Below are 17,677 nucleotides of genomic sequence, written 5' to 3' on the forward strand. Positions count from 1 at the left end.
GGTTTAAGCCCATCGCTATGCCGCAAGAATCTGGAATTCCGTGGCCTTGACGATGGGCCGCACGTGGCGATTCTCCCGGCGCATTTCCACGATCCCATAATTGGACATGGTTTTCAGGGTACGGGAAAGATTACCTGGTTTGCGCCCAGTAATGACAGCCAGGCCGCTGATGGATTCCGGCTGTGCATCGCGTATGGTCTTGAGCAAGGCGCGGTTTTCGTCGCTCAGAACTTCGGCTAAAGACTTCATCGAGGTGAACCAGATTTTGGGTTCGCCAGGTTTGGGCTTGTATTCGCCCTTGGCGATTGCCAACATACGCTCGCGGATTTTCTCTTGGGGCATGATCCCGATTGCGATTTTTTTCATTTTCGTGCTTCCTCTAATACGCAGTCTACTTCGGTGAAAAAGTCGGCCAGTAACTGGTAGACATCCCTGAATTCATAAGGAACGCCCTTGTCCGCCACGTGGCGGTGTTTGTGGTCATACGGCAGACGCTGACCCACAAACTTGAATTTCCTGGGCGGCTTTATGGCGTGGCTGTTGTCGTAGCCCAAAACCCGCTTTCCGTATGGCTCGTGCAGTGTGAGCGAATAGCGGATGCCGTGCGGAATATCAGCTGTTGCCGGGACTCGCCAAGCTTCAACTTTGACCCAGTAGCCACCCTCCTGGTCGATGGTATAGCCGTTGAGATCCAGAAGAGTTTCAAGTCCGGTATCAGCCTGCATAACTTACCTTATCACCAGTTGATAAACATTGTATGCCGTTTGAAAAAGAACTCAAGAGGTAACCGTTGATCCATTGCATTGGCCCCCCGCGTCCTTAATGATATAGGCCGCCGTTACTTCATTGCTGAAGTAAGCTGACGACCCAAGGCCATACCATATCACCTCGTACAAGCACATGCCCCGCGCGGCAGCATGCCTTTCATGTTTTTCCACGGCAAATCGGTGTGTTGTTCGAGGAAGTCAGCGTGGCTCTGCAGCAGCTTGGTCGCAGCTTCGCCGATGATGACGATATTCAGGATCACGGCTGGCTGAGTACGCTTGTCGGCAAGAAAGTCTTCCTTGACCATGCCTTCGACGTAGCTGCATGCTTGCTGGGCGGCTTCAAGCATGTGATCGAGGTAATCAACAAGGCGGCTCTCACTCATACCGGAATGGCCTCTGCAAGCACTTGATCGCGGAACTTCGGTGGCAAGTCGCCGGGGGTAAGCAGATCGACAGGGACGCCGAGCAGTTCTTCCAATTCGACTTGCAAGCCGCCAAGGTCGAACAGGGTAGCGCCGGGCAAGGCGTCTACCAGCAAATCCAGGTCACTGCCGTCGTGGTCATCGCCGTGCAGCGCGGAACCAAATACACGCGGGTTAGTGGCGCGGAAGCGACTTGCCGCAGCGCGCACAGCGCTGCGTTTCTGGTCAAGCGCAACAGAAGGTTTCATGCGAGATTCCCATAACATAATCCGGTTTCATGATAAACGAACATCGACCTACGTCAGTATTTTCTCTGCTGGGCAAGATACATCTCACGAAGCGGTTTCCCCCCTGTCATCACCCCGGTCGTGGCAAAATCAGCGCTTCAGGCAAGTTTTCCGCTTTATGCCCCATGCGCGCGATTGCATCCTGGCGCAAACCGTTGAAGGTATTCAGCAGCATCAGGCTATATTCTTTGACCAGCGCCAGGTCTTCGGCAAACTTTTCTGGCTCGGTCAGGTATTCATGAACCAGGCGATTACGCAGATTGCGCGCTTCAAGCCACTGTTCCGTGCTGGTTAATACGCCCAGCCGCTCGGCGCGATTGAGTGTTTCGATTTGACTGCCTGGCGTCTCGGCAAGCGCAAGCAGCCAACGCGGGAATAACTTATTCGCCATCGTATCCTGCATTTTGCCAAAACGGGACACGAAGGCTTCGAGTCGCTCGGCAATTGCCGGCGCATGTTCCAGATTGCGTACCCACTCCGCATCGATCGTCTGACTGAACAGGCTGTTCCAGCTATACGACAGATGCTTTCCTTCGCGTGCGACTATTTCCAGGGTTTGCAGAAAACGCGCAATTGGCAAGCCGGTAGTCTGGTTCATAGCTTTACCCCTGTACTGGCGGCTTGCTCATGGATCGGTTTTCGTGGTGTTGACGGGTCAAGCACCAGAACATCGATAGGCTGGTCGCCGATACGTAACTGCAGCCTGGCGACCAGCTGCATGGTTTTGCGTTCCAGCTCCGCGGTGATCGAAGGTAGCTCAACGAGCAGATCAATATCGCCGCCCCGCGCATCGTCGTCAATCCTCGAACCGAACAGCTTCACATTCGCCTCGATACCGAAAACCTCATGGACGGTATCGCGGATAATTTTCTGTGTTTTCTGGGAAAGCCGCATGGTTTAGCTATTCGTTTTATCAATTACTTAACGGCATGTATTTTACCTGAACCTGCAAACAGCCCTTGCGCACCTGTTGTTACAATCGCACGCTGCGCCCGCCGTCCACCGTCAGCACCTGCCCGGTCACATAGCCGGCATCGGATACCAGATAGCGCACCGCACGTGCGATGTCTTCGGGTTCGCCAGCCTGTTTGAGGATGGTGTGGGAGATGATGCGCTGGCGTGACAGCTCATCGAACATGGTATCGTCTTCAGGCCATAAAATCGGCCCCGGCGCGACGGCATTGACGCGTACTTCCGGCCCCAGCTCCCGAGCCAGCGAGCGCGTCAACCCGACCACGCCGGCCTTGGCGATGCTGTATACCGCGTAGCTTTTCATAGGCCGCTCGGCGTGGATATCGGCGATGTTGACAATGCAACCGTGGCGACGGCGCAGCTCATTGGCCGCCGCCTGCGACAGGAACAGCGGCGCTTTCAGGTTGGTGCCGATCAGGTCGTCCCAGTTGGATTCGTTGATTTCGCCGATGGGCGTGGAGTAGAAACTGGAGGCGTTGTTGATCAGCACGTCCAGGCTGCCGTAGGTTTCCACGGTAGTCGCGATCATGTTGGGGAATGCTTCGGTTTTGAGCAAATCACCCTGGATCAGGGTCACCGAACCCGCACGGATGGTGTTGAGTTCATCCTGTAGCGCGCGTGCCTGCTGCACCGAGGTATGATAATGCACCATCAGATTGGCGCCTTCGCAATGCAATAGGCGGCAGATTGCTGCGCCCACTCGTTTTGCCCCACCCGTAATCAATACCGTTTTGCCTTGCATGGCTTAATTCCTTATCCTCTCGGTTTCGCCGATGATCAACCCAGCACCTTGTACATCCTATGTCTTTGCCCACACCTGGCCCTGAAGCGCTCGCCCATAGTACCGCGCTCTCCCATCATATAGCGGATGTTATTCACCAAACCGATGGCTGGATCAGCTTCGCCCGTTACATGGAGCTGGCGCTGTATGCGCCCGGCCTGGGATATTACAGCGGCGGCGCAGCCAAATTCGGCGCTGCAGGGGATTTTGTCACCGCGCCGGAAATTTCTCCACTGTTTGGCCGCAGTCTGGCGCGACAGGTAGCGCAGGTGCTGCAAATATGCAGCGGTGACGTGCTGGAGGCCGGCGCCGGGAGCGGACGATTGGCATGCGACCTGCTCAACGAACTGGCCACGCTGGGCTGTTTGCCGCAGCACTATTACATCCTCGAACTGAGTGCCGACTTGCGTGAACGCCAGCGCGCGACCATCCTGAAACAGGCTCCGAAAATGCTTGCGCGCGTGGAGTGGCTGGATAGACTACCGGAATCTTTCACCGGCTGTGTAGTGGGCAACGAGGTGCTGGACGCCATGCCGGTGAATGTGGTGCACTGGACGCAGGATGCCGTGTTCGAGCGTGGTGTGGCATGGGCGGACAACACTTTCGTGTGGCACGACCAGGCCATTACCAGCGGGCGTTTGTACGATGCGGCGCGTGCGCTCGATGTACCTGCCGGCTATGTCAGCGAAATCAATCTGGCGGCAAGCGCATTCATCAAGAGTCTGGCGCAGTGCCTGCAATGCGGTGCGCTGGTGTTGATCGACTACGGTTTTGGCGAGCGCGAGTACTATCACCCGCAACGCAACCGAGGCACGCTGATGTGCCATTACCGTCATCGTGCGCATGACGACCCGTTCTATTTTCCCGGTCTGCAGGACATTACCGCCCATGTGGATTTCACTGCGATTGCCGTGGCCGGCATCGAGGCAGGAATGCACCTGGGCGGCTATACCAGTCAGGCGCAATTTCTGATCAATTGCGGCATCACTGATCTGTTGGCGCAAACTCCGGCGAGTGATGCAGGCAAGTATCTACCCCAGGCCAGCGCGCTGCAAAAACTGATGAGCCCCGCCGAAATGGGCGAACTGTTCAAGGTGATTGCCTTGTGCAAGGGCATGGACCCAGCCTTGCTTGGCTTTGTGCAGGGCGATCAACAACGTAAATTGTAGGGTTCATGCAGAGGCTGGCGCCGGTCACGTTTTTTTCTAAGCCACGCCATACCCAGCAAACCTGCGGCAATCAAGGCCAGCGATGCAGGCTCCGGTACCGGATTGGGCGTCACCCGATCAGTCAGAGTGGAAACGGGTGCGGCCGTACCGCGCAAGACAGGCGGGGTTGCAGGCGAGTCGCTGAGCGGCACATTTAGTGGCATAAACGGGCCGAGAGGTGGATTGCCTGCAATGGGCGGGTTGTCAGCCGGGCGCTCAGGTTGCTGCTGCCCGCCAGGTGGCGCGGGGCTTACGCCGGGATCCGTGTTAGGTCCGGGATTGCCACCGGGCTGCAGTTTACCACCCCCACCACTCGCTGGCGCGTTACCACCAGGCGGAGTGCTGCTACCACCTGTGCCTGGACCGGGCTGCGCATTACCTATAACCGGCTCACCCGTGCCATTTTTCTTATCCGTGCCAGGCGCTCCTTTGCCCTTTGGCGAATTTCCTGCATTCGATCCCGGGCCGGAGATGAAGAAACCGGAATGGTCGTCGAGCGCAATGAAGTCACTACCACTACACGGAATGGCGCAATCATCCGCTCCCCGTATATCTCCAGCCTGACCGGCAAGATTGCCCTGTGGGTTGTCAGCGAATTGTTGCAGTGGGTGTGTCGCTGGCTTGTTACCGGACAATAGCGCATTACCCGCCGAATCCAGTCCGCTCACGAACACGGGGTGATGGTGGTCGCCAGGCTTGTTACGTGCAGGCGGCACACGATCGATGGCAGTGCTGCTCTGAAAATAACTTCTCACACCCTGCGCCAGCAGGATGCTCAACAGCATCAGCACGATGGCCAGGATAATTCTTTTTCTGGTAAACATGGTATGCCTCTTCAATGGTTCACTGAAAATAGCAAAACCTGTGCCGACTTGCTTATCCTGCGGATGATCCTCGTGTGATTGCAGAAAACGCTATAAAACCGGGCGGTATCGGTACATCAGTAGTCGACATGCGCCAACAGCCGTTTACCCGCTGCAGGGCGGTGTCGAATTTTCAAAGCAATTGCCGATTTCCTGGCGCAGGCGGCGTGGTTTGTTCAACCGGGGAAAGATAATCGTGAACCACGAAGCAACACAGGGAAGACAAAAGGTAAAAAATCAAGCCGAAGAGTTGTCTTCGATTCTACTTCTCGTTTTCTCTGCGCCCTCTGTGTTCTCGGAGGTTGGTACTGTTTTTAGTTCAATGCAGAGGCGGTGTGGGTTCGGCTGATTCGGGGATTTGCGCATGCACCAGTTCGCCCTCTGGATTGGGAAACAGCGGTGCACCACAATCGTCGCAATATTCCAGCGGCATGCGTTCATTCAGCAGCAGTACTTCGCCAATCCCGGCGGCGCGTACGATGGTCTCGATTTCGTTAGTCACTTCGGTGGCTTCATCTTCATTTCCAATCAGCGGCCACACCACGCCATGCAGCACGTCGTTCGAACCCACGCGGGTAAAACTGACCCGGTATTCTTCCAGCACATGATCATAGAAGGGCGCAATCACCACCCGCAGATTTGCTGCAGGCAAGGCGAGTACGGCTTTCAGGTAGTCCACGGTGGAACGCACACCCCAGCCGCGCCCGGACAGGTCAGACTCGCGCCAGGCATTGAAATACGCATTGGGCAACAATGTTTCGATGGCGCAAGCGGGCAACATGGTTTGCAGCACAGCACCGCCATAGGCCTGCCAGTCGCGCAACACCTGTTCGCGGCTGTGCTGCGCTTCCTGCCAGCGAAACACCGCCGCATCCGGCGCGACCATCACCGCGCCCACCACATAGCGCACATCGGCAACGAACGGGATGGCTTGAGCCAAACCAGCCGCATCCACATGCAAATCCTGTTCATGCTCTGCCGCATCCATCAAGCTGCGCGCAAATTTACGCGTGGCGGCGAACCCGCGCGGCAACTGATCCGGGCTGAACAGCACATCCACAAGCGCCAGACGTACATCCGCGGCCAGTACATGTCCGTGCAACTGGGTGCGCAGTTCCGCTAGCCGCGCTGGCGCAATCGCTCCGGCCGCAATGCTGTAGCGCGACCATGCCTGCACCGGTATGGCGATCAGCAGCAACTCCTGTCCATCTGCCTTGATCAGGCCGCTGCTACGCGCTTCGATGGCCTGCGCCAGGGCATCGTAGGCCGGCGGGTTGGCGGTCCAGAGTTGATCCAGGGCGGATTCCAGCGTGTCTTCCTGGCCCTTGTCGAGCACGCTATCAATTTGCGCATCCAGTTGATGTACCCAAAAGCGGTCTTCCAGGCGACTGGCCGATACGCTGAGTGCGATAGCAAGCCGTAACAACTGTGTGGTGTCACGGCTCAAGCGCGGTGTGCGGGGAAGGCGGGGTCGTTTCATCAGGATCGGTGTGTTGAAATGGGGCGGCCCGGTGAGAGCCTCCCCAAAGCGCGTCAGCTCAATTTGCCGTGGCAATGTTTGTATTTTTTTCCTGATCCGCACGGGCACGGATCATTGCGCCCCACCTTGTCGTCATTGCGGACAGGTATTACCGGCGCAAGCTCGTCGACCCCATGGTCATCGGGCTCGTCTGACAACGTCTCGCTGAAATCAGCATGGCGGTATTCCACGTTGGCCAACGGGCTGACTGCTTCGACCGCCTCGACGTCTTCCTCCGAACGTATCTGCACGGTGGCTGTGGTTTGCGTGACTTCGCGCTTGATGGTTTCGAGCAGCGTGGAGAACAGTTCGAAAGCCTCGCGCTTGTATTCCTGCTTGGGGTTTTTCTGTGCGTAACCGCGCAGGTGAATACCCTGACGCAGATGGTCCAGCGCCCCCAGATGCTCGCGCCAGTGGCTGTCCACATTCTGCAGCATGATCGCGCGCTCGAAATGCCGTATCACCGACTCACCCACCTGGGTGACTTTTTCCTGGTAACGCGTGTTGGCTTCTGCCACGATGCGCTCGCGCAGACCATCTTCATCGAGCTTGCTATCCTGATCCAGCCATTCCTGCAGCGGCAGCTGTAGCTGAAACTCTCCCGCCAGCGCACGTTCCAGCCCTGCCACATCCCACTGTTCGGCCATGCTGCCGGGCTGAATGTATTCACCGACAATATTGTTCAAAACGTCGGCGCGCATGGCGTGAATCGTTTCTGAAATATCCTCCGATTCCAGCAATTCATTGCGCTGCTGATAGATCACCCGGCGCTGATCGTTGGAAACGTCGTCATATTCGAGTAACTGCTTGCGCATGTCGAAGTTGCGCGCCTCCACTTTGCGCTGGGCATTTTCAATCGCGCGCGTGACCCAGATATGCTCGATGGCTTCGCCTTCGGGCATTTTCAGGCGGTTCATGATCGACGCCACACGATCGGATGCAAAAATACGCAGCAGCGGGTCTTCCAGGGACAGGTAAAAACGGCTGGAACCGGCGTCGCCCTGACGACCGGAACGACCGCGCAACTGGTTATCCACACGGCGTGATTCATGGCGTTCGGTACCGATGATGTGCAAGCCTCCGGCGGCCAGCACCTCCTCGTGAACGGGCAGCCAAGCTGCCTTGAGCGCCTCGGTACGCGCCTGTTTGATGCTCTCCGACAGGCTTTCGTCCAGGCGGACCGCTTCGAGTTCCTTCTCGATACTGCCGCCGAGCACGATGTCGGTACCGCGACCCGCCATGTTGGTGGCGATGGTGATGGCCTTGGGCTTGCCCGCCTGGGCAATGATCTCGGCCTCGCGCGCGTGCTGTTTGGCGTTGAGCACTTCATGCGGCAGATTGGCTTTTTTCAGCAGGGCGGACAGGTATTCGTTGTTTTCGATCGAGGTGGTGCCCACCAGCACCGGTTGGCCGCGCTCGTAGCAATCCTTGATGTCGTTGATGATGGCCTGGTATTTCTCGCCCGCGGTACGAAACACCTGATCCATCTTGTCGATACGGATCATCGGACGATGTGTCGGGATGACCACGGTCTCCAGCCCGTAAATCTGCTGGAATTCGTAGGCTTCGGTGTCCGCCGTGCCGGTCATCCCGGACAGCTTGTTGTACATGCGGAAATAGTTCTGGAAAGTGATCGAAGCCAGCGTCTGGTTCTCCTTCTGGATGGCCACGCCCTCTTTCGCTTCCACTGCCTGGTGCAGGCCTTCCGACCAGCGCCGCCCGGACATCAGCCGCCCGGTGAATTCATCCACGATCACCACTTCGTCGTCCTGCACCACGTAGTGCTGATCACGGTGGTATAGCGCGTGGGCGCGCAATCCGGCATAGATGTGGTGCATCAGTCCGATGTTGGCGGCTTCATACAGGCTGGAGCCCGGCGGCAGCAGGCCTGCGTCGGTCAGCAACTGCTCGGCGCGCTCGTGTCCGGCCTCGGACAGCAGCACGGTGTGGGCTTTCTCATCCACCCAGTAATCGCCTGCGCCGTCTTCTTTTTCCTGGCGGGTGAGACTGGGGATGACTTTGTTCACCGCCAGATACAGTTCGGTGCTGTTCTCCGCCTGGCCGGAGATAATCAGCGGCGTGCGCGCCTCGTCGATCAGGATCGAGTCGACCTCGTCCACTATGGCGAAATTCAGGCTGCGCTGCACTTTTTCGTAGACCTGGTAGACCATGTTGTCGCGCAGGTAATCGAAACCGAATTCGTTGTTGGTGCCGTAGGTGATGTCGGCAGCGTAGGCAACCTGCTTCTCGTCGTGCGGCATCTGCGACAGGTTCACCCCGACGCTGAGACCGAGGAAATTATGGATGCGCCCCATCTGCGCGGCATCGCGGCTGGCCAGATAATCGTTCACGGTAACGATGTGCACGCCCTTGCCCGACAAGGCGTTGAGATAGGACGGCAGAGTCGCCATCAGGGTCTTGCCCTCGCCGGTGCGCATCTCGGCAATATTGCCATCGTGCAGCACCATGCCGCCGATCAGCTGCACATCGTAATGGCGCTGATCCATGACCCGGCGGGCCGCTTCGCGCACTACCGCAAATGCTTCCGGAAGCAGCTGGTCGAGCGTCTCGCCTTTTTCTATGCGGGCCTTGAATTCATCCGTCTTGGCGCGCAGTTCGGCGTCGGTGAGTTTCTGGATCGCGGGTTCGAGTACATTGATGGCCTTGACTTTGGCCATATACTGTTTGACCAGCCGCTCGTTGCGGCTGCCAAACACTTTTTTCAGCAGGGAAGAGATCATGGCTAAAGGGTAAATCCTTGACGCGTTGCGAGAAAATCAGGCAATGTTACCATACTCAGTCTTGCATTCCGAAGACAGTCCATGCGCCCCACCCTACCCGCTCGCAAAGCCAACGCTTTTCTTGCCGAGAATGACAAATTGCGGCAACTCTCCACCCAGGTTCAGACGCTGCTCACCCTGCAACGCATCTGGGAAACGGTGGCTCCAGCAAATCTGGCCGGGGTATCCCATATTGGACAAGACGAGTTCGGTCAGACCACCATTTATTGCGACAATGGCGCAGTGGCCGCAAAACTGCGCCAGCAATTGCCTACTCTGGCAGAAGCATTACGCAGCAAAGGTGTCGCAACGGCATATCTGCAGGTGAAGGTGCGCGCTCAGGCCCTGCCGGTGCCAGAACGCACGGTGCAAAAACGGGAAATCAGCCGTGCCGGATTGGACAACATTGCTCGACTGAGCGATGGGCTTGAGGCTGGCGAGCTCAAGTCCGCACTGGACCATTTGCTCGCCCGCCACCGCCCCGATTAGCGAATTAAATACAACCCCTAAACACCGCAACAGAAAAGTTGGACGGCCTGGCCTGTTGGTGAGTTCAGGAGAATTCGCTGGGCAGCAAACCTTATATCAGAAAGACCGCGTGAGCATTGCACCCGCGCCCCAGTCCGGGCTGGCGTTCGAAAAACCATCCACGGCGTACACCTGGGCTTTCCAGTCCTGGTTGATCTTATGGCTGACAAATGCAGTCACGTCACGCTGCGACGCTCCCGCTGGGGTTACCTTCTGACGCAAATCCAATATCAGGCCGCCACTGGTTTGTTGCGAGATTTTGTATACTCCGCCCAACGAGCCATAGAACACGTTGTCCAGTTTAAGTCCGGGCGCGTTGCCCATCACCTTGTAACCCACCGTGCCCAGGGCGGTGAACAGACCCATGGTTTTGTACATATCTACTTGTGCGGCATAGTCGTTCGAGCCGGTACCCAGGCCTTTTTTCTCATCCGCCGTTCCGAACTTGACTTTGCCGGTCAGGTCGATGAGGAATGGATTCGACCCGGTTTCACTATAGACGTTATAGGTGGCACCCGCCACGACATCACCCAGACCCGCTTCGGTAGTACGGGCAGTCTTGGCAGACCCCAGCACAATACCTCCCTGAGTCACGTTGCCGGGACCCGTAATCCGGACATAGGGAACGGTCAGCTGGAAAACCCAGCGCCCGGTTTCGTACTTGCCGGTAAGCGGGATATACAGGATGTCGGTGGACTGCGTGCCACCGTACTTGCCCGAACTGTAGTCCATGCCGGTGGTGAGACTGAAGCCGGAGTCCCCGGCGACTGCTTGGGCCGAGACCATAATCATGGCCGCGAGTACGCCAGCCCGAATAACACTTTGAGTCATGTTTTTCATTACCTTACCTTAGAATTGCTGGAATATTACGAATGTTCTGGACGTTCGACCTGCTCCGGACGTTCGACTCTCTCCGGGCGCTCGACTCTCTCGGGACGTTCGACCTTCTCCGGCCGTTCAATCTTCTCTGGACGCTCGACCTTCTCCGGCCGCTCCGCTTTCTCTACACGTTCAGCTTTCTCGACTCGTTCCACCTTTTCGTGTTTTTCGGCTTTTTCAATGCGCGTTTGATTGCGCTCCAGGCGCTCCCTGGCGTTTTTCAGTCCTCGGTTGTCCGGATTTTTGTCCAGGTTTTTATCCACACTGGTCAATGCCTGACTCAACGGCTGTTTGGATGGAGTAGTTGTACTGGAGGTGCTGGTTGTACCACTGGAAACTGTGGTAGTGGCGGTATCAGCGGCCAATGTTAAATTAGCACCGCTGATTAAAAATATTGAGCTCAGCGCGACTGCAATGCGGGTTTTGGTAAACATACGTTTCTCCTGTCAGGTAATGGTCCTTGGCCCACCGAGGTTTAACTAAAGCTTTAATAGCCCGGGTGCGCGATATCACAACCCAACACGGGAATCATGTCCACCATAGGCCGATAGACGGTATGGTATGGGTGACGAGCGGCAACTTGAAAATTACAGGTTTGGAGGCTATAAAAATTTACGGCCATCGGCAAAAAGCCGGCGGCCGTATGTTCAGGAGGGCTATCTCCTGTTAATTCATGGAGTGGCTACTTATGGGCGAATATAAGCGTAGCCTTGTCTTTGTTTTTCCATCAGCTCCACCACACCCGCTTTCACGTAGCCAATATTCGGCAACATATCTTCTTTGGTGAGCTTCGTATTGGTCATGGTATTCTCGCAGGCAACGACACGCACACCGGTGCCTAGCGCTTCTGCCACGCGCGTGCCGACCTCCGAATCCATTTTCAGCATCCCGATGCCAGGGCCATAGGCAACGACTTCAATATCCGTGTTGCCTTTGCCCAGATCATGCTGGATATTTTTCACATTATTAAGCGTCAGATTCCATTTTTTTGGGTCCGCATCACTGACCTGAAACACCACCTTCTGCTTGCCCACGCCCTGCATTTCTGCGGAGGTCGCGTTGACCGGCTGGGTGCCGGCAGCGGTTGCGGTTAATGATGTGCCTGCTGCAAACACGGCTGCGGCCATCACTAAACTGCCGATAAGATTTGTCTTCAATTTTGTCTCCTTGGATTCACGGGTGTCATTGTAGGTATTTACGAAAGCAGCCGATTAAAATTGGCCGCCCCGCATATATAGACGATACCCAAGGCAGTTATATTCCATCCACGAGCATGTTTTTAATATGCTGATCATGAAAATAATACAAATCAGGAAGTTATTGAAAGCAGTCAGAGCATGAGAAATCGTTCAGCCACCACCAGGGCACCGAAAATAAGCACCAGAACGACGCCGAATTTGAGGACATTCCAGACGAACTGCACGTAGCGCCGGTCGCCGGTGAATAGATACAGTCCGCCGGAAACCACCAACGCCAGCAGTGTCAGCACAAACAGCAGGCGAATAATTATCACGCAGATTTATATCGCTGCGGCGTGCAGTTGCTGTATCCCTGCAGGCGCGACGGTTTCATCGTCAAAACTGACATACTCCCAGGCGCTCTGATCCTGCAGCAAAGTGCGCAACAGGCGGTTATTGAGTGCGTGGCCGGACTTGTACGCATAGAACGCGCCAATGATGGGATGTCCGAGAATATACAAGTCGCCGATGGCGTCCAGCACCTTGTGCTTGACGAACTCGTCTTCGTAGCGCAGGCCGTCGTTGTTCAGTACCCGAAATTCGTCCATGACGATGGCATTGTCCAGGCTACCGCCCAGCGCAAGACCATTGGCACGCAGCCACTCAACCTCCTGCATGAAACCGAAGGTACGCGCGCGGCTGACTTCCTTGATATAGGAAGTGTTGGCAAAATCGAGCGTGATTTCCTGGCCGGATTTTTCGAACACCGGGTGCTTGAAATCGATGGTAAAGCTGATCTTGAACCCCTCAAAAGGCTCGAAACGGACCCATTTGTCCCCCTCTTTCACCTCGACGGTTTTCTTGATACGCACGAATTTCTTCGCCGCGTTCTGCGCTTCTATTCCCGCCGACTGCAGCAGAAATACGAACGATGAAGCCGAGCCATCCATAATCGGGACTTCCGGGCCATCCAGATCCACATATACATTATCCACACCCAGGCCAGCCAGGGCCGACATCAAATGCTCGACGGTAGCGACGCTGGTTTGACCATTGTCCAGCGTGGAGCACAGCCGGGTATCGCCCACCAGTTCGGCAGAAACGGGCATATCCACCGGGCTGGCCAGATCAACGCGACGAAACACCACGCCCGTATTGGGCGCAGCCGGGCGCAACGTCATCAGGACTTTTTCGCCCGTATGCAGACCCACGCCCGAGGCGCGGATCACGTTTTTCAGTGTGCGTTGTCGGATCATGCAAATATCTCTAATGAATCAGCGCATTATAGCGCGGATTCGGAAATCCTGACTGGCTGATTACGCCAGCCGGGATTCAGTCGGCCTGTTTGCGCAGGAATGCCGGAATATCCAGCAACTCCATCCCTGACTGCCGCATTGCCTCGACTTGTGCTTCACGACGGTTGTTGCGGAATACGGCGGGTTCGGCTTCCGTGTTTTGATATTCCACCGCTGAAGCAGCGTAGTGATCCGTACCGGTTTTAACAATTACCGGTTTCGGCTGGCTGCGCGCCACCGGGCTGCCCAGACCTGTCGCCACCATGGTCACCCGAAGTTCTTCACCCATATTTTCATCCACCACCGCGCCGACGATCACGGTCGCTTCTTCTGCCGTAAAGCTCTTGATGGTATTCATCACCTCATGGATTTCGCGCATCTTCAGGTGGGCGCTGGCGGTAATATTCACCAGCACGCCACGCGCTCCAGCCAGGTTGATGTCTTCGAGCAGCGGACTCGCCACGGCTTGCTGCGCTGCCTGGCGCGCACGCTCGGCGCCACTGGCCACTGCGGAACCCATCATCGCCATGCCCATTTCCGACATCACGGTTTTCACGTCGGCAAAGTCGACGTTGACCAGGCCAGGGCAATTAATCACTTCGGCAATACCCGCCACCGCGCCATGCAACACATTATTGGCCGCCGTGAATGCATCCAGCATGGAGACATCCTCACCCAGCACCTGCATCAGCTTCTCGTTGGGGATGATGATGAGCGAATCCACATGACGTGACAGTGCCTCGATGCCGGCATTTGCCAGGCGTACGCGCTTGCCTTCGAACATGAATGGCTTGGTCACTACCGCTACAGTCAGAATACCCATTTCCTTGGCTACTTCGGCAACCACCGGTGCAGCACCCGTGCCGGTACCGCCGCCCATGCCGGCAGTGATGAACAGCATGTCCGCGCCTTCGATCAGTTCGGCGATACGCTCGCGGTCTTCCAGCGCAGCTTCGCGACCGATTTCCGGATTGGCGCCTGCGCCCAGTCCGCGCGTCACGCCCGTCCCCAGTTGCAGCTGGATTTTGGCCTTGTTGCGCTGCAGCGCCTGCGCATCGGTATTGATGCTGATGAACTCCACACCCTGCACACCAAAATCGATCATGTGGTCGACCGCATTACCGCCGCAACCACCCACACCTATCACTTTGATAACTGCATCCTGCGCTTGTGTATCCACGATTTCAAACATTGCCATCTCCTTTATCAACAAATCAAAATTTACCCGAACCCCTTACTGCTCAACCCGCTACTGCTATCCCTCAAAAATTCTTGAACCAGCCCCTCATACGCTCCAAAATTTGCTTTACCGAACTCCCCGAGAACTTCATCGGCTGATGCCGATCTTGTTGATCCATACCTGCCAGCAGCAAGCCCACGCCCGTTGCATAGCGTGCGTTGCGCATCATCTCCGACAAACCGCCGGTGTATTGCGGCAAGCCCAGCCGCACCGGCATGTGAAACACCTCTTCGCCCAAATCCACCATGCCCTGCATTGCCGCAGAGCCTCCGGTAATGACAATGCCGGAACGCATCAGCTCCTCGAATCCGCTGCGCCGCAACTCGGCCTGCACCAGTTCATAGAGTTCCAGTACGCGCGGCTCGATCACCTCGGCCAGGGTCTGGCGCGATAGCTGGCGCGGTCCGCGTTCGCCCACTCCGGGCACTTCAACCATGTCGTGCGCCCCGGCCAATTGACGCAGCGCGCAACCGTGAGCGATCTTGATGTCTTCTGCGTCCTTCAGGGGAGTGCGCAGCGCCAGTGCAATGTCGTTGGTAATCTGGTCGCCGGCTATCGGTATGACTGCGGTATGGCGAATCGCCCCCTGGGTAAACACCGCGATATCGGTGGTACCGCCGCCGATGTCCACCAGCGCTACGCCCAGATCTTTTTCATCCTCGGTCAGTACCGCCAGTGCCGAGGCGAGTGGCTGAAGTACCAGGTCGCGCACTTCCAGGCCGCAGCGGCGCACGCACTTGATGATGTTCTGTGCGGCGGACACCGCACCGGTCACGATGTGCACTTTCACTTCCAGACGCACGCCGCTCATGCCAAGCGGTTCGCGCACATCCTCCTGGCCGTCCACCAGATATTCCTGCGGCAGGATGTGCAGGATTTGCTGGTCGGTGGGAATATTCACCGCGCGCGCCGTTTCAATTACCCGGTCCACATCGAGCTGGCTGACTTCCTTGTCTTTGATCGGCACCATACCGTGCGAGTTGAAACTTTTTATGTGGCTGCCGGCAATGCCGGTGTAAACCTCGCGGATCTTGCAATCCGCCATCAACTCGGCTTCCTCCAGTGCGCGCTGAATTGCGCTGACGGTGGATTCGATATTCACCACCACCCCTTTTTTCAGGCCGCGCGACGGATGGCTGCCCATGCCGATCACTTCCAATCCGCCTTCCGGTGTGACTTCGGCAACGATTGCAAGAATCTTCGAGGTCCCAATATCGAGTCCCACGATCAGTTCGCGTGTATCTTTGTATCTGCTCATCCTTGCTTTCCTTGCCCAGAGACCAAGCGGGCGCTATGTAATAAATCTCGGCGTAATTGAGGTTGACTGGAAGCTTCGTGCAATCCAGCATGTTTGACGGCAGCGACCGGTACACGCACCGCAAACCCGTTGGGGTAACGCAAATCCACATAAGTTACCGGTGTCGCCACGTTGGCCAGCGTGCGCGGATACAGTTCCACGAAACTGCCCAGACGCTGGTCCATGTGCTCACGTCCCAATGCGATGTTCATGCCGTCATCCAGACGGATACTCCAGGCCCGGCGTGCGCTCAGTTCCACTTCGACCGGCCGGCGGTGCAAGGGCAGCAGAATGCGGCTGAAATCGGCATAGCGTTGTGCCACTTCCTCCGCACTGCCGGGCGGCCCCGACAACAGCGGCAAGGTTTGTCCGGTCGCCGCCTGGAATACTTCGCCATAAGTGTTCAGCAAGCCTTCATCACCCCAGCGCGCCAGGGGTTTGTGTTCCTCCAGCGTCACTTCCAGCGCATCCGGCCAGTGCCGGCGCACACTGGCGCTGCGCACCCACGGCAGTTTGGTGAATGCGGCACGGGCTGAATCCAGATCAACCGAGAAAAAATTGCCGCGCAAGTGCTGGTACACCACCAGATTCACCTGCTCGCGCGTCACATGCTGGGCACCATTCACCTTGATCTGGCGCAGATCAAACCAGGGCAAGCGCGACGCCAGCACCAGCAGCGCCCACAGCACGATGAGCGCGGTTGCCCACAGGCTCCAGCGGGTCAGGCGCGCCAGCGCGGCTTCGTCATCCCACACGGGCCAACTCCAGAATTTTCAGCACCAGCGTGTCAAAATCCATTCCTGCCGCGCGCGCCGCCATCGGCACCAGGCTGTGATCGGTCATGCCGGGGGAAGTATTGGCCTCCAGGAAATACGGCTTGCCTGCTGCATCCAGCATCACGTCCAGACGCGCCCAGCCGCTGCACCCCAGCACTTTGAAAGCCTTGAGCGCCAGCGCCTGGATCGCCTGTTCCTCGGCTGCGGGCAATCCGCAAGGCACACGGTACTCGGTGTCGTCGCGCAAATATTTGGCTTCAAAATCGTAGAAATCCTTTTTCGGCACCAGGCGGATCATCGGCAATACGCTGTCGCCGAGAATCGCGCAGGTATATTCGCCCCCGGCAATGAAACGCTCCGCCAGTACCAGCGCGTCAAACTTTGCCGCCTTTTCCCAGGCGGGTTTCAGGTCGGCTGCCGCAGTCACCCTGCTCATGCCGATACTGGAACCCTCGCGCGCCGGTTTGACGAAAATCGGCAATCCCAACTGCTGCACGACCGCCTCAAAATCCGTTTCGGCATCGAGCAACGCATACTCCGGCGTGGGCACGCCGGCGGCCTGCCACAGCAGCTTGGTACGCCATTTGTCCAGCGCCAATGCCGACGCCATCACGCCGCTGCCGGTGTAAGGAATGCCCAGCAATTCCAGCGCGCCCTGGATCGTGCCGTCCTCGCCATAACGACCATGCAGCGCAATGATGACGCGGTCAAAATGTTCGCGCGCCAGTTCCGGCAAATCACGTTCGGCCGGATCAAACGCATGCGCATCCACCCCCTGGCGCAACAGTGCGGCCAACACCGCGGCACCGCTTTTCAGCGACACTTCGCGCTCGGCCGAACGTCCGCCCAGCAGCACCCCGACTTTTCCAAATGCTTTCATTACTT

Annotated in this window: 21 protein-coding genes; 2 read left to right on the forward strand and 19 right to left on the reverse strand. The window is 57.1% G+C overall.

Features of this window, described 5'->3' with window-relative positions:
- Window positions 1-15 precede the first annotated feature (15 nt).
- The 7 genes from EI185_RS00465 to EI185_RS00495 all read right to left on the reverse strand — a co-directional run bounded on the left by EI185_RS00465 (window position 16) and on the right by EI185_RS00495 (window position 3,190).
- Window positions 16-366: an HVO_A0114 family putative DNA-binding protein gene (locus EI185_RS00465; protein ID WP_124703141.1), complete on the reverse strand. Its 351-nt coding sequence runs from the start codon at window positions 364-366 to the stop codon at window positions 16-18.
- On the reverse strand, window positions 363-725 hold the full coding sequence (locus tag EI185_RS00470; protein ID WP_124703142.1) for a toxin-antitoxin system TumE family protein: 363 nt from the start codon (window positions 723-725) through the stop codon (window positions 363-365). Before EI185_RS00470 ends, EI185_RS00465 begins: the two co-directional genes overlap by 4 nt.
- Before the next feature lie 158 nt (window positions 726-883).
- On the reverse strand, window positions 884-1,150 hold the full coding sequence (locus EI185_RS00475; protein ID WP_124703143.1) for a HepT-like ribonuclease domain-containing protein: 267 nt from the start codon (window positions 1,148-1,150) through the stop codon (window positions 884-886).
- On the reverse strand, window positions 1,147-1,437 hold the full coding sequence (locus tag EI185_RS00480; protein ID WP_124703144.1) for a nucleotidyltransferase family protein: 291 nt from the start codon (window positions 1,435-1,437) through the stop codon (window positions 1,147-1,149). Before EI185_RS00480 ends, EI185_RS00475 begins: the two co-directional genes overlap by 4 nt.
- A gap of 109 nt (window positions 1,438-1,546) precedes the next feature.
- A complete protein-coding gene (locus tag EI185_RS00485; protein WP_124703145.1) occupies window positions 1,547-2,074 on the reverse strand; it encodes a hypothetical protein in 528 nt (175 codons plus the stop codon).
- On the reverse strand, window positions 2,071-2,370 hold the full coding sequence (locus EI185_RS00490; protein ID WP_124703146.1) for a nucleotidyltransferase domain-containing protein: 300 nt from the start codon (window positions 2,368-2,370) through the stop codon (window positions 2,071-2,073). The genes EI185_RS00485 and EI185_RS00490 overlap by 4 nt, the downstream gene beginning before the upstream one ends.
- Window positions 2,371-2,449: 79 nt before the next feature.
- Window positions 2,450-3,190 carry a pteridine reductase gene (locus EI185_RS00495; RefSeq protein WP_124703147.1) on the reverse strand — a complete coding sequence of 247 codons (741 nt, stop codon included), beginning with the start codon at window positions 3,188-3,190 and terminating at the stop codon, window positions 2,450-2,452.
- A 59-nt stretch (window positions 3,191-3,249) separates the two neighbouring features.
- Here EI185_RS00495 and EI185_RS00500 point away from each other — a divergent pair, with 59 nt between their 5' ends.
- Window positions 3,250-4,398, forward strand: a complete 1,149-nt coding sequence (locus tag EI185_RS00500; RefSeq protein WP_124703148.1) for a class I SAM-dependent methyltransferase — start codon at window positions 3,250-3,252, stop codon at window positions 4,396-4,398.
- On the opposite strand, the gene EI185_RS00505 is transcribed toward EI185_RS00500, so the two are convergent.
- The 3 genes from EI185_RS00505 to secA form a co-directional block, all read right to left on the reverse strand.
- On the reverse strand, window positions 4,380-5,261 hold the full coding sequence (locus EI185_RS00505) for a PEP-CTERM sorting domain-containing protein (RefSeq protein ID WP_124703149.1): 882 nt from the start codon (window positions 5,259-5,261) through the stop codon (window positions 4,380-4,382). The genes EI185_RS00500 and EI185_RS00505 overlap by 19 nt on opposite strands.
- Before the next feature lie 358 nt (window positions 5,262-5,619).
- Window positions 5,620-6,780: a DUF2863 family protein gene (locus EI185_RS00510; RefSeq protein ID WP_124703150.1), complete on the reverse strand. Its 1,161-nt coding sequence runs from the start codon at window positions 6,778-6,780 to the stop codon at window positions 5,620-5,622.
- Between the two features lie 53 nt (window positions 6,781-6,833).
- Window positions 6,834-9,560 (reverse strand): preprotein translocase subunit SecA, encoded by a 2,727-nt coding sequence (gene secA, locus EI185_RS00515; protein WP_124703151.1) that lies wholly within the window; start codon window positions 9,558-9,560, stop codon window positions 6,834-6,836.
- Window positions 9,561-9,641: 81 nt separating this feature from the next.
- Here secA and EI185_RS00520 point away from each other — a divergent pair, with 81 nt between their 5' ends.
- Window positions 9,642-10,088 carry a DciA family protein gene (locus EI185_RS00520; RefSeq protein ID WP_124703152.1) on the forward strand — a complete coding sequence of 149 codons (447 nt, stop codon included), beginning with the start codon at window positions 9,642-9,644 and terminating at the stop codon, window positions 10,086-10,088.
- Window positions 10,089-10,184: 96 nt separating this feature from the next.
- Here the strand turns inward: EI185_RS00520 and EI185_RS00525 are convergent, their stop codons facing one another.
- The 9 genes from EI185_RS00525 to EI185_RS00565 all read right to left on the reverse strand — a co-directional run bounded on the left by EI185_RS00525 (window position 10,185) and on the right by EI185_RS00565 (window position 17,672).
- The gene (locus tag EI185_RS00525; RefSeq protein WP_124703153.1) at window positions 10,185-10,967 is read right to left on the reverse strand and encodes a transporter family protein; all 783 of its coding nucleotides are present in this window, start codon (window positions 10,965-10,967) and stop codon (window positions 10,185-10,187) included.
- A 26-nt stretch (window positions 10,968-10,993) separates the two neighbouring features.
- On the reverse strand, window positions 10,994-11,440 hold the full coding sequence (locus EI185_RS00530; protein WP_124703154.1) for a hypothetical protein: 447 nt from the start codon (window positions 11,438-11,440) through the stop codon (window positions 10,994-10,996).
- A gap of 252 nt (window positions 11,441-11,692) precedes the next feature.
- The gene (locus tag EI185_RS00535) at window positions 11,693-12,163 is read right to left on the reverse strand and encodes a DsrE family protein (RefSeq protein WP_223247588.1); all 471 of its coding nucleotides are present in this window, start codon (window positions 12,161-12,163) and stop codon (window positions 11,693-11,695) included.
- A 173-nt stretch (window positions 12,164-12,336) separates the two neighbouring features.
- On the reverse strand, window positions 12,337-12,519 hold the full coding sequence (locus EI185_RS00540; RefSeq protein ID WP_124703155.1) for a hypothetical protein: 183 nt from the start codon (window positions 12,517-12,519) through the stop codon (window positions 12,337-12,339).
- 6 nt (window positions 12,520-12,525) lie between these two features.
- A complete protein-coding gene (gene lpxC / locus EI185_RS00545; RefSeq protein ID WP_124703156.1) occupies window positions 12,526-13,440 on the reverse strand; it encodes a UDP-3-O-acyl-N-acetylglucosamine deacetylase in 915 nt (304 codons plus the stop codon).
- A 76-nt stretch (window positions 13,441-13,516) separates the two neighbouring features.
- Window positions 13,517-14,671 carry a cell division protein FtsZ gene (gene ftsZ, locus EI185_RS00550; RefSeq protein WP_124703157.1) on the reverse strand — a complete coding sequence of 385 codons (1,155 nt, stop codon included), beginning with the start codon at window positions 14,669-14,671 and terminating at the stop codon, window positions 13,517-13,519.
- A 70-nt stretch (window positions 14,672-14,741) separates the two neighbouring features.
- On the reverse strand, window positions 14,742-15,977 hold the full coding sequence (gene ftsA / locus EI185_RS00555) for a cell division protein FtsA (RefSeq protein WP_124703158.1): 1,236 nt from the start codon (window positions 15,975-15,977) through the stop codon (window positions 14,742-14,744).
- Window positions 15,974-16,771: a cell division protein FtsQ/DivIB gene (locus EI185_RS00560; RefSeq protein WP_124703159.1), complete on the reverse strand. Its 798-nt coding sequence runs from the start codon at window positions 16,769-16,771 to the stop codon at window positions 15,974-15,976. The genes ftsA and EI185_RS00560 overlap by 4 nt, the downstream gene beginning before the upstream one ends.
- Entirely contained in the window at window positions 16,761-17,672 is a 912-nt protein-coding gene (locus EI185_RS00565) for a D-alanine--D-alanine ligase (protein ID WP_124703160.1), read from the reverse strand. The genes EI185_RS00560 and EI185_RS00565 overlap by 11 nt, the downstream gene beginning before the upstream one ends.
- Window positions 17,673-17,677: the final 5 nt, after the last annotated feature.

Origin of the sequence: Sulfuriferula multivorans, from assembly GCF_003851125.1 — a bacterium.
Lineage (GTDB): Bacteria > Pseudomonadota > Gammaproteobacteria > Burkholderiales > Sulfuriferulaceae > Sulfuriferula > Sulfuriferula multivorans.

Bases quoted from the DNA above. Each gene is read 5' to 3' on its own strand.
- EI185_RS00465 (WP_124703141.1), bottom strand. From the start codon at position 366: ATGAAAAAAATCGCAATCGGGATCATGCCCCAAGAGAAAATCCGCGAG.
- EI185_RS00470 (WP_124703142.1), bottom strand. From the start codon at position 725: ATGCAGGCTGATACCGGACTTGAAACTCTTCTGGATCTCAACGGCTAT.
- EI185_RS00475 (WP_124703143.1), bottom strand. From the start codon at position 1,150: ATGAGTGAGAGCCGCCTTGTTGATTACCTCGATCACATGCTTGAAGCC.
- EI185_RS00480 (WP_124703144.1), bottom strand. From the start codon at position 1,437: ATGAAACCTTCTGTTGCGCTTGACCAGAAACGCAGCGCTGTGCGCGCT.
- EI185_RS00485 (WP_124703145.1), bottom strand. From the start codon at position 2,074: ATGAACCAGACTACCGGCTTGCCAATTGCGCGTTTTCTGCAAACCCTG.
- EI185_RS00490 (WP_124703146.1), bottom strand. From the start codon at position 2,370: ATGCGGCTTTCCCAGAAAACACAGAAAATTATCCGCGATACCGTCCAT.
- EI185_RS00495 (WP_124703147.1), bottom strand. From the start codon at position 3,190: ATGCAAGGCAAAACGGTATTGATTACGGGTGGGGCAAAACGAGTGGGC.
- EI185_RS00500 (WP_124703148.1), top strand. From the start codon at position 3,250: ATGTCTTTGCCCACACCTGGCCCTGAAGCGCTCGCCCATAGTACCGCG.
- EI185_RS00505 (WP_124703149.1), bottom strand. From the start codon at position 5,261: ATGTTTACCAGAAAAAGAATTATCCTGGCCATCGTGCTGATGCTGTTG.
- EI185_RS00510 (WP_124703150.1), bottom strand. From the start codon at position 6,780: ATGAAACGACCCCGCCTTCCCCGCACACCGCGCTTGAGCCGTGACACC.
- secA (WP_124703151.1), bottom strand. From the start codon at position 9,560: ATGATCTCTTCCCTGCTGAAAAAAGTGTTTGGCAGCCGCAACGAGCGG.
- EI185_RS00520 (WP_124703152.1), top strand. From the start codon at position 9,642: ATGCGCCCCACCCTACCCGCTCGCAAAGCCAACGCTTTTCTTGCCGAG.
- EI185_RS00525 (WP_124703153.1), bottom strand. From the start codon at position 10,967: ATGAAAAACATGACTCAAAGTGTTATTCGGGCTGGCGTACTCGCGGCC.
- EI185_RS00530 (WP_124703154.1), bottom strand. From the start codon at position 11,440: ATGTTTACCAAAACCCGCATTGCAGTCGCGCTGAGCTCAATATTTTTA.
- lpxC (WP_124703156.1), bottom strand. From the start codon at position 13,440: ATGATCCGACAACGCACACTGAAAAACGTGATCCGCGCCTCGGGCGTG.
- ftsZ (WP_124703157.1), bottom strand. From the start codon at position 14,671: ATGTTTGAAATCGTGGATACACAAGCGCAGGATGCAGTTATCAAAGTG.
- ftsA (WP_124703158.1), bottom strand. From the start codon at position 15,977: ATGAGCAGATACAAAGATACACGCGAACTGATCGTGGGACTCGATATT.
- EI185_RS00565 (WP_124703160.1), bottom strand. From the start codon at position 17,672: ATGAAAGCATTTGGAAAAGTCGGGGTGCTGCTGGGCGGACGTTCGGCC.